This is a genomic window from Clostridium sp. DSM 8431 (assembly GCF_900116755.1).
Lineage (GTDB): Bacteria > Bacillota > Clostridia > Clostridiales > Clostridiaceae > Clostridium.
This window is the reverse complement of the sequence record NZ_FPBY01000012.1, coordinates 25127-35707: the sequence shown is the minus strand read 5'-3', so window position 1 is coordinate 35707 and position 10581 is coordinate 25127. Positions and strand designations below refer to the sequence as shown.

The window sequence follows — 10581 nt, the reverse complement described above, 5'->3', positions numbered from 1 at the left end:
TATGGGGTGAACGATGGGACTCGAACCCACGACAACCAGTGCCACAAACTGGCGCTCTACCAACTGAACTACATTCACCACATATGGTGCGTGTTAAGAGATTCGAACTCCTGGCCCACGCCTTAGAAGGGCGTTGCTCTATCCAGCTGAGCTAAACACGCTTATTTTCAAGAACGAATCCTATTATATCTCATTCAAAATTCTTTGTCAAGAACTTTTTTCAAAATATTTTTTCAAAAAGATTCTTTCTAAATGGAGCGGGTAGTGGGAATCGAACCCACCTTTCCAGCTTGGAAGGCTGGAGTATTACCGATATACGATACCCGCATAAGTGGTCGGGGTGACAGGTCTCGAACCTGCGACCTCATGGTCCCAAACCATGCGCGCTACCATCTGCGCCACACCCCGTTTTTTGTCAGCCGCTCATCTCGCGACGACAATAGTTATTCTACATTAACTTTACCCATCCGTCAACACTTTTTTTTAACTTTTTTTTAGCTTTTGCGAAAAACGTAGAATTATAGAGATATTTGAAGATAATCTCTATAATTGACCAACGTTTTTTCTATATATATGTAAGTTAATCCTCTACTTTTTTTAGATATGCATCTATTTCATCGTTAATTTCTATATATCCTATAGATCTACTTGTACCTCTTGGCAAAGATATACTTCCTGGATTCATGAATATAATTCCATCTTCTTCTAAAACTAATGCTTCATGAGTATGTCCAAACAATACAATATCAGCATTAAGTTCTTTTCCTCTATAATAGATATTATTTAAAGAATACTTAACTCCATAATTATGACCATGAGTAATAAATATTCTTTTATCCCCTAATTCAATAATCTGTTCTGAAGGCATCTTACTTCCATAATCACAATTTCCACTAACAGAATATACTTCTCCTTCAAATCCTTTTGTAAGTTTTTCTACATCATCTGTATTATCTCCAAGATGAATTAATATATCCGCATTCTTTATATAATTCCTAGCCACATTTATATACTTATCAGATCTATGTGTATCACTTACTATAGCAATTCTCATAATAGCATTCTCTCCTCTACATATAACTTTCTAGCTTCTCCTTTAACTTTTTTAATGCTCTCCCTCTATGACTCACACTATTTTTTTCTTCTGCTGATATTTCGCTAAAGGTTTTCTTTAAAGGTTCATAATAGAATAAAGGATCATATCCAAAGCCACCTTTTCCAGAAATCTCTTCTTGTATTATTCCCTCTACCTCTCCACGTATTGATATATATTCACCATTACTATCTTGAAGAGCTATTACACATACAAATCTTCCTTTTCTATCTTTTCTATCTACGCCTTTAAGTTTTTCTAATAACTTCTTATTATTAGCCTCATCATTTCCATGCTCCCCTGCATATCTTGCAGAATATATTCCTGGCTCTCCATTTAAATAGTCAACTTCAAGCCCAGAATCATCTGCCATAACTATAAAATCTTTTTTACCCTTATCCTTTAAGTAATTTGCAATCTCCACAGCCTTTTTCTTTGCGTTTTCTTCAAAAGTTTTTCCATCTTCTACAACATCAATATTAATATCCTCATCTTTTAATGATCGTATTTCTACATCTAAATCTTTAAGTATTTCTCTAATTTCACCTATTTTATGTGAATTATTACTAGCTAATATTATCTTTTTCATCTTTATTTATTTCCTCCTGTTCCTATCCACAAAGCATCCATTTTAAGAACATCCTTCTGAATCTGAATTATATGTTTAATTCCTCTCTCTCCTAAGTCTAGTAATTCTTTTAAATCTTCTTTACTAAAAGTACTTTCTTCACCTGTTCCTTGGATTTCAATAAACCTACCTTCATTAGTCATTATTAAATTCATATCCACTTCAGCCTTTGAATCCTCTTCATAGCATAAATCAATTACTTTTTCATTATTAATTATCCCAACACTTGTGGCTGCTATAAAACTTCTTATAGGATATATTTTAAAAGGTTTTATTTTATGCAATTTGTTCATAGCATCAACTAAAGCAACAAATGCACCAGAAATTGCAGTAGTTCTTGTTCCTCCATCTGCTTGTATAACATCACAGTCAACCCATAATGTTCTCTCTCCTAATGCCTTTAAGTCTACGCCAGATCTTAAAGCTCTTCCAATAAGTCTTTGAATCTCCATAGACCTTCCATCAACCTTAAGCCTTGCTATATCTCTTACCTTTCGTGTTCTAGTAGCTCTTGGAAGCATATTATATTCAGCAGTAATCCATCCTGAGCCTGTTCCTTTCAAAAAAGGTGGTGCTTTTTCTTCAACTGATACATTGCAAATAACCTTTGTATCTCCTTCTTCTATAAGTACAGATCCTTCTGCATATTTAGTATAGTTCCTTGTTATTTTTATCTTTCTAAGCTGGTCTTTTTTTCTTCCATCTATCCTCATAAAAAATCCAATCCCTTCATACTTTTATACATCTATATATTTTATGCACTTTTTATGAACATATCTCATATTAATTAATAAGAACGATAAATATGAGGTGAATACATTGAAATATATTGGATCTTTTTTCAGAATGAATAGTTTATCATCATCTGATATTGAAGGGCAGCTTTTTTATCTTTCGAGAGAAGCTATAAAAACTATAGTACTTAATTCAAGATGTGGAATTTTATACTCTCATAGAAGTTCAAAAAAAAATTCCCATCACAATGATAATCTTAGCATATTAGATAAATTTTCTCCACTAATATGCCTATACAGGAAATCTTCTCCTGCATTTATTCATAGCAAAAACTCCAAAAGTTTTGATGCAGCTTCTTTTAAAAAAGATATAAATCCTACAACTAATGCTTTAATGACAATGTCTTTATTAGAATTAGCAAATTATTATTCAAATTATTCAAGAGAAAATAGAAATATAGATTCATTAAAAGATGCTTATAACACTTTAGCTAAAGCTCAATTAGATTTTTACTACGAAAACCTTAGAAATTCAGAGGGAGTTTTTATAGAAAAAAAGAATATATCAGATAATGATTCAAAATCTTTCAACTTAATTAGTAAAGATAAAAAATTTAACTTTCTAGATCAAGCCTTTATGATGTGTGCTTATTATTTATACTATAAAAACAATTCTACTGAAGATTCATCAGAGGAATATAGAGAATTTTCATTAGAAATCCTTGCAATGTTTTCTGACTTTAAAGAAGCATTATACGATACTTCCTTTGATGATGCATGTAAGATTCTTTTCTCATTTAATGTATTCTACAATTACTCTAAAGAAGAAAAAGCAAAATCTATAATAATTGATTTCAGCGACTTTTTAATGAATAAATTTGAAGATAAGGATTACTATACTGATGACTTAGAAAGTTGTGCTCTCCTTGCCATTACATTATCAGATTCATATAAAAATACTGATATTATATCCTTTAAAGATAAAAGTGATGAAATATATGCAAGGCTTGAGAACTTATACGATGATTTAAAAGGAATATTCTTAAAGCTTACAGACAAAAAAGAATTTAAATATCCTTCTACTGAAATATGTATATATTTCCTTGCTCTACTACTTCACTCTAAGGAAAGTGATAATGTATTTGAATATAAAAACATGCTTTCTACCCTTTATAGAAAATATTTCATCTCATCTGGATTAATACTTAGCTGGCCTGATCCTCCTACTTTAGATGAAAGTGAAAGATATAGAGGACTTTCTCTTCATTCTGACGATATGCTTGATGAAAGTTATTTTAGAATGCCAAACCTTCCTTCTCCTGAATCTTCTGGAATGGCATCGGTATTTGCAAAAAATATAACATATTCAAGAAAAAAAGATAAATTTTCCAAAATCAAAGAAACCTTTGAAAGCGATAAAAATATTTTTATATTCTTTAATTTTATATATTACTTTATAGATGACATCTCCAAAGAAATGAATTTTTCTAATGCACAAGAAAATAAATCATTAGAAGTTTCAAAAAAAGAAGAACCCTTAGAAGAAAAAAGTCCATCTAATTGTAATGAATATGATAAAACTAATCAATGATACATTCTATTAAACCTCATGATAATATCTCATCATGAGGTTATTTAATTTATAGCTCCAAAATCAATATTCCCGTTAACATCTAGTTTTATATTTGATACTTTATTAGAAGTAGCAATAGTTTGATTAATAAATACCATTGGCACTACACTATAAGAATTAAATAAAGTATCTTCTATATAATTTGATGCATTAGATACAGCCATATCTTTTTTATCCTGAAAAAATTTTAACATATTAGAGTATAATTCTACCCTATTATCAATGCTTTCATTGGAAGTAAATAGTATAGCATCATAGTCATCAACCCCACTTATATCTTCCTTTTGTTTCTTTTCAATTTCTAAATTAATATTTTGATTGTAGAAATAGTCTTCTGCTACTTTACTAAAGTTTTCTATTAAATCATCATCTTCTATAAGAATATTTATGTTTCCGGGAACAGTTCCTTCTTCACAATTATTTAGCATTACCTTTCTATTTTGGAGTTTATTTAACTGATCCATATCCTTTTCGAAATAGCTTCCTTCAGAAAACTTTACTGACTTTTTATTTTTCTCATAATATTCTTCTGATATATCATAAAACTTTTTCACTATTTCTCTTCTATCAGATATATTTATCTTTTTTGAGTTAATAGCAAGGTACATACCTCTTCCTGATGGATATGACAAGAGGCTTTTAACTCTATCAAGTCTTGATATTTGAGCTACTGGTGGATTTACTATTACATCTCTTTGACCTATCTCATAAGATGCCATTGCATCTTCTTTATTATTATCTTCCATAAATAATATACTTTTTTTATCCTCTTCAATACTTTTTAATTGTATCTCATCTTCTAAAACAGAATTTATATAATAATAACCTGAATATGAAATAGCCTTATAATTTGATTTAATATCACTCCATAAATCTAAATTCCTTCTAACCTTATATTGAGGCTTTGAAAGTTCAAGTAAAAAATCATCACACTTTTTATTAAGCCTTACCCTAATATTATTGCCATTAGTTGTTAAGGCAACATCATCTTTAAAACTACCTATGCCTTCCTTAAAACTTTTCACTCCATATATATCTAATAAGGCTGATAATTCTTCCTGACTTTCATTTTTTATTAACCATTTGAAATAAGTTATTATATCTTTTGGCTTTATTTCTTCTCCATCACTCCAATAAATATCATCCTTTAATATAAAATTATACTCAATACCATCCTTAGATATCTCTATATTAGATGCAAGGTCTGGAATAACCTCACCATTATTATTACATTTAACAAGACCTCTACTTGTGGCACATATGACGTTTTTATCATCTATACTTAAATCACCTATATTATTTAAGTTATAATTTAAATCAGATACAGATATAACTACATTATTATTATTTAAACTCTCATTATTATCACTCTTTTGGATAAATGTACTTAAAAATAAAACTGTTATTAATAACAATATTACAGCTATAGTTACTTTTTTCATTTCATTCTCCTCTATGTATATTTATCCCTAATTATATCCACATTTATTTAATATTAATCATTTTATTATTTTGCATCCTATTCTCTGTGGTATAATAAGAGCATATATAAAACAGGAGGTTATTTCATGTCAGTTTTATTCGGCGCAACTTGTATTGTAGGCATAATATGTATGATAGTTTTTATGTTTATAGGTATATGGCTTTTCATTGTTGCACTAAAAGCTTACAATCAATTTAAATATAAAAATTATATACTTGAAAAAATCAATCAAAACTTATCTAAGTTATCTAAAAATAATGATGATTCTATAGATGATTTTGATTTTGAATACGACGAGATGCTTAATAAGAAAGGTGATTTAGCTTCATCTTTAGAAGATATAAATGATATAGAAGAATAAAAAAATACGGATTCAGCTTGAATCCGTATTTTTACTATTTAACTAAATTCATAGATATAAGTAGGCTAACACTTATCAAAAGACTAACTCCTGAATATCCAATTCTCTTAATCCCACGTTCGTTAACCCAAAATCTTAAAGCCAAGAACGCCATTGTTATAGCTACACCTATTTGTATAGGCATATAATAATAAAATAGCTGTCCTACATAAATAAATTGATATGAAGTTAAAATTGTACATATAATTAGTACACTTGTTACACATGCTGATGCTATTGTCAGTATGTTAATTAATTTTTTCATATTCTTTATCACTCACCTATCATCTTTTCAAAATCTTCTTCTGAAATCACTTTAACTCCTAAATCTATTGCTTTAGTTAATTTTGAGCCAGCTTCTTCCCCTGCAAGAACATAATCTGTTTTCTTACTTACACTTCCTGAAACCTTTGCTCCTAATCCTTCTAGTTTTTCTTTTATACTTCCTCTTGTGTAATTTTGAAGAGTACCTGTTACAACTACTGTCTTTCCTTCAAATACACTTTCTATTATTTCTTTTTCTTCATATTTAGGATTTACACCTAAAGATAATAATTCATCTATTGTAGCTATTACCTTATCTTCATTGAAGAAATCAAGTACACACTCAGCTACAGTATCTCCTACATCGCTAACCTCTACAAGTTCTTCAAATTTAGCATCTTTTAATCCATCAATAGTCTTAAATCTATTTACTAAATCCTTTGCTGTCTTTACACCTACATTTGGAATACCTAATGCGTATATAAAGGAATGTAATTCACAGTCTTTACTCTTTTCTATAGCATCTAAAAGATTTTGTGCCTTCTTTTCACCAAACTTTTCTAATGTTAACAAGTCTTCTTTTTTTAGTTTATATAAATCTGATATAGATTTTATGTTTAGTTTTTCAAATAATGCTTCTGCTGTCTTTTCTGAGAAACCTGCAATATTCATAGCTTCTCTTGAACCATAATGAACTATACTCTTAACCATTTGAGGTTTACATGATAAAGTATTTTCGCAGAAGTAATGAGCACCTTCTAATACAATATGACTTCCACAACTTGGGCAGAACTCTGGTACTGTTATTTCTTTAGTACCTTCTAAGCTTTCTTTAACTACTCCCATGATTTCTGGTATAACATCATTAGATCTTCTAACAAATACCTCAGCTCCTATTTTTATTCCCTTTCTAGTTATATCATCCATATTATTTAATGTTGCTCTCTTTACAGTAACACCTGCAAGCTCAACTGGTTCTAATATAGCAGTTGGGGCAAGTCTTCCACTTCTACCTACATTCCATTCTACATCTAAAAGAGTAGTTGTTGCTTCTTGAGCTTCAAACTTATAAGCTATAGCCCACTTAGGGAATTTAATAGTATATCCTAATAATTCTCTAGTTCTCATATCATCAATAGCAATAACTAATCCATCTATATCATAATTTAAATCAAATCTTATGTCTCTAATATAGTCTATTTGTTTTTCTATTTCTTCAACAGAAGTACACACTTCCATATAATCATCTACTGGAAGTCCCATATTTTTAATGAAGTCCATCATTTCTAAGTATGATTTAAATTGAGTACCTTCTTTATATCCTATATCATAGAAAAATGCTGATAAATTTCTATTAGCTGTTTCTCTAACATTTAAATTTCTTAAAGCTCCTGCAGCACCATTTCTTAAATTCTTTAAAGGTACAGCTGCTGTTTCATTATACTTATTAAAAGCTTCTGTAGTCATAACAGCTTCACCATGAACTTCTAAAAGGTCTGTAGTATTTGTTTTTAAAGGTATAGATTTTATAGTTTTAACTTGAGCTGTAACATTTTCTCCAACAGACCCAGTTCCTCTAGTTGCACCTGTAATAAGTACACCATTTTCATCATAAGTTAAATTTATTGTAAGTCCATCAAACTTTTTAGTTAAAACATATTTTAAATCAGGTAAATCTTCTCCCTTTTCTCTCATGTCTTTAACAAACTTAACATTTCTATTATGCCAGTCTCGAAGTTCTTCTATAGTTTGAGCTTTATCCATACTCCAAAGTCTTGCTTTATGAGTATATTTGCTAAAACCATCTAAAACTACATCTCCAACTCTAAGTGTTGGTGAGTAAGGAAGAACATAGTCTTCCTCCTTTTCAAGTTTTTTTAACTCATCATATTTAACATCATATTCTTTATCTGTAACACTTGGGTTATCTAAAGCGTAATATTCATAAGAATATCTATTTAATTCTTCTACTAATTCTTCTATTCTCTTTTTCTTATCCAAAGCTAAATACCTCCAAGCCTTATACAATTTCAAGTTTTGCAAGTGATAATAAAAGCATCTTTACTCCCTGCTTATCAAATGCAATAGTTAGCTTTTTATCATTTCCTGATGGTGAAATTGAAACTATAGTCCCTATTCCAAACTTCTCATGTTTAACCTTCATTCCCATCTTAAGTTCATTGCCATTTGATGATGCTCCTAAAGTATTATTAGCTGTCTCATTTCTATTAAGACTACTAGACATACCTGACGAAGATACTGCTCTTGACTTAAACATTCCCCCTCTTAGACTATGAGGATTTGAATAAGATGGACTTACTGAAGCACGTGATGACGTTCCTGATGTAAGGCCTCTTTCATTTATATATTCTTTAAGGTCTGATTTTATTTCTCCTATAAAATCAGATTGACTATATGCAACTGTACGTCCAAATACCTTTCTAACCTCTGCAGAAGTCATATAAAGCTCTTCCTTAGCTCTTGTAATTGCAACGTAGCATAATCTTCTTGCCTCTTCCATCTGATCTTCTTTATCCATATCTCCTACACTTGGGAATAATCCATTTTCCATACCAACCATAAATACTACTGGGAATTCAAGCCCCTTAGCACTATGAATAGTCATAAGTACAACAGAACCTTCACCATCTTCCTCTTCTTCAAGCTTATCTGTATCTTGCACAAGAGATACCTTTTCTAAGTAAGCTGAAAGGCTCTTATCTTCACTTGTTTTTTCAAAATCAACTGCATCTGATACAAGTTCCTTTAAGTTTTCAATTCTACTCTTATCTTCAATTTCTCCTGACTTTTCAAGAGCTTCTAAATATCCAGTGTCCTTTAAAATAGATTCAATAAGTGTTGATACTGGTACTGTTTCAGATAATAAACCAAATTGATTCATAAGGTTCATGAACTTTTCAATGCATGTTGCATTTCTTGGAGTTAATGCAGGGATACTTCTTGCTTCTGTTAAAGCATCCCATAAATCAAGCTCAAAATCATCCGCAAAAGCTTGAACCTTCTGAACTGTTGCATCTCCAATACTTCTTTTTGGAACATTTATTATTCTCTTTAGACTTATATCATCCTGTGGATTTAATAATACTTTTAAATAAGAAAGTAAATCTTTAATTTCCTTTCTATCATAGAATCTAGTACCACCTACAATTTTATAAGCAATTCCTCTTCTTCTTAAAGTTTCTTCAAATATACGTGACTGAGCGTTTGTTCTGTAAAGTATAGCAAAGTCTTCATTCTTTCTTCCTTCACTATGCTTTAAATCTGCAATAGTCTTTGATACAAAATCACCTTCTGCTGTATCATTAAAAGCTCTATATATCTTTATCTTCTTTCCTGATTCTTGTTCAGTTCTAAGGGCTTTACTCTTTCTATTAGCATTATTTGCAATTACTACATTTGCTGCATCTAATATATTTCCTTTAGATCTATAGTTTTGTTCAAGTTTAATAACTTTAGCATCCGGATAATCTTTCTCAAAATTTAGTATATTTGTTATATCTGCTCCTCTCCAAGCGTAGATACACTGGTCGTCATCCCCCACAACACATATATTCTTATTTTTAGCAGCTAAAAGCTTAACCAACTCATATTGTGCACCATTAGTATCTTGATATTCGTCTACCATAATATATTGGAATTTTCTTTGATAAAAATCTAATACATCTGGATTTTTCTTAAATAATTCTACAGTCTTAAATATCAAATCATCAAAGTCCATAGCATTATTTTCTTTTAATTTCTTTTGATACATTAAATAAACATCAGCTATTTTATTTTCTCTAAAGTTACTTTCATGCTCTCTTTTGTAACTTTGTGCTGATTGCATATTATCCTTTGCTCTTCCTATCTTTCCGATAACTTCTTTAGCTTGTATATCCTTATCATTTATATTAAGAGCCTTCATACACTCTGTAATTAAAGTTTTTTGATCACTGCTATCATAAATAGTAAAGTTGCTCTTATAACCTAAATGTTCTATCTCTCTTCTTAAAATTCTTACACATGTTGAGTGAAAAGTTGAAATCCACATATCTTCTGCCTTTTCTCCAACAAGCTTCTTAACTCTATCTTTCATTTCTTTAGCTGCTTTATTAGTAAAAGTTATAGCTAAAATTTTATAAGGAAGAATTCCTAAATCCTCTATCATATGAGCCATTCTATATGTTAAAACTCTTGTCTTTCCTGACCCTGCCCCTGCAAGAATCAATAATTGACCTTCAACAGTAGTAGCTCCATCATACTGTTCTTTATTAAGTAATGATTTTAAATCCAAATTACATCCTCCTCTCTGAATTACTAAAATATTATAACACAATAGAATTTTT

At 30.1% G+C, this 10581-nt stretch carries 9 protein-coding genes and 4 tRNA genes; 2 read left to right on the top strand and 11 right to left on the bottom strand.

Annotated elements, in window-relative coordinates:
• Window positions 1-2: 2 nt before the first annotated feature.
• The 7 genes from BM384_RS02370 to rph form a co-directional block, all read right to left on the bottom strand.
• Window positions 3-78, bottom strand: a tRNA-His gene (locus BM384_RS02370).
• 6 nt (window positions 79-84) lie between these two features.
• Window positions 85-161, bottom strand: a tRNA-Arg gene (locus tag BM384_RS02365).
• 92 nt (window positions 162-253) lie between these two features.
• Window positions 254-327 (bottom strand) — tRNA-Gly (locus BM384_RS02360).
• 5 nt (window positions 328-332) lie between these two features.
• Window positions 333-408 (bottom strand) — tRNA-Pro (locus BM384_RS02355).
• Window positions 409-580: 172 nt separating this feature from the next.
• On the bottom strand, window positions 581-1054 hold the full coding sequence (locus tag BM384_RS02350) for a metallophosphoesterase (protein ID WP_090010552.1): 474 nt from the start codon (window positions 1052-1054) through the stop codon (window positions 581-583).
• Between the two features lie 16 nt (window positions 1055-1070).
• Window positions 1071-1682, bottom strand: a complete 612-nt coding sequence (locus tag BM384_RS02345) for an XTP/dITP diphosphatase (RefSeq protein ID WP_090010549.1) — start codon at window positions 1680-1682, stop codon at window positions 1071-1073.
• 2 nt (window positions 1683-1684) lie between these two features.
• Window positions 1685-2434, bottom strand: a complete 750-nt coding sequence (gene rph / locus BM384_RS02340; protein ID WP_090010546.1) for a ribonuclease PH — start codon at window positions 2432-2434, stop codon at window positions 1685-1687.
• 106 nt (window positions 2435-2540) lie between these two features.
• Between rph and BM384_RS02335 the strand changes: the two genes are divergently transcribed.
• Window positions 2541-4046, top strand: coding sequence for a hypothetical protein (locus BM384_RS02335; protein WP_090010542.1), 1506 nt, complete (start codon window positions 2541-2543; stop codon window positions 4044-4046).
• A 44-nt stretch (window positions 4047-4090) separates the two neighbouring features.
• Here the strand turns inward: BM384_RS02335 and BM384_RS02330 are convergent, their stop codons facing one another.
• Window positions 4091-5530, bottom strand: a complete 1440-nt coding sequence (locus BM384_RS02330; RefSeq protein WP_090010540.1) for an ABC transporter substrate-binding protein — start codon at window positions 5528-5530, stop codon at window positions 4091-4093.
• Window positions 5531-5656: 126 nt separating this feature from the next.
• On the opposite strand from BM384_RS02330, the gene BM384_RS02325 reads away from it, so the two are divergent.
• The gene (locus BM384_RS02325) at window positions 5657-5932 is read left to right on the top strand and encodes a Vpu (protein WP_090010537.1); all 276 of its coding nucleotides are present in this window, start codon (window positions 5657-5659) and stop codon (window positions 5930-5932) included.
• A 34-nt stretch (window positions 5933-5966) separates the two neighbouring features.
• Here the strand turns inward: BM384_RS02325 and BM384_RS02320 are convergent, their stop codons facing one another.
• From BM384_RS02320 to pcrA, 3 genes are read right to left on the bottom strand one after another with little or no spacing between them, the layout of a single operon-like run.
• Entirely contained in the window at window positions 5967-6236 is a 270-nt protein-coding gene (locus BM384_RS02320; RefSeq protein ID WP_090010566.1) for a hypothetical protein, read from the bottom strand.
• 8 nt (window positions 6237-6244) lie between these two features.
• Window positions 6245-8236 carry an NAD-dependent DNA ligase LigA gene (gene ligA / locus BM384_RS02315; RefSeq protein WP_090010534.1) on the bottom strand — a complete coding sequence of 664 codons (1992 nt, stop codon included), beginning with the start codon at window positions 8234-8236 and terminating at the stop codon, window positions 6245-6247.
• 19 nt (window positions 8237-8255) lie between these two features.
• On the bottom strand, window positions 8256-10529 hold the full coding sequence (gene pcrA / locus BM384_RS02310; RefSeq protein WP_090010532.1) for a DNA helicase PcrA: 2274 nt from the start codon (window positions 10527-10529) through the stop codon (window positions 8256-8258).
• Window positions 10530-10581 lie beyond the last annotated feature (52 nt).

Bases quoted from the DNA above. Each gene is read 5' to 3' on its own strand.
- BM384_RS02350 (WP_090010552.1), bottom strand. From the start codon at position 1,054: ATGAGAATTGCTATAGTAAGTGATACACATAGATCTGATAAGTATATA.
- BM384_RS02345 (WP_090010549.1), bottom strand. From the start codon at position 1,682: ATGAAAAAGATAATATTAGCTAGTAATAATTCACATAAAATAGGTGAA.
- rph (WP_090010546.1), bottom strand. From the start codon at position 2,434: ATGAGGATAGATGGAAGAAAAAAAGACCAGCTTAGAAAGATAAAAATA.
- BM384_RS02330 (WP_090010540.1), bottom strand. From the start codon at position 5,530: ATGAAAAAAGTAACTATAGCTGTAATATTGTTATTAATAACAGTTTTA.
- BM384_RS02325 (WP_090010537.1), top strand. From the start codon at position 5,657: ATGTCAGTTTTATTCGGCGCAACTTGTATTGTAGGCATAATATGTATG.
- BM384_RS02320 (WP_090010566.1), bottom strand. From the start codon at position 6,236: ATGAAAAAATTAATTAACATACTGACAATAGCATCAGCATGTGTAACA.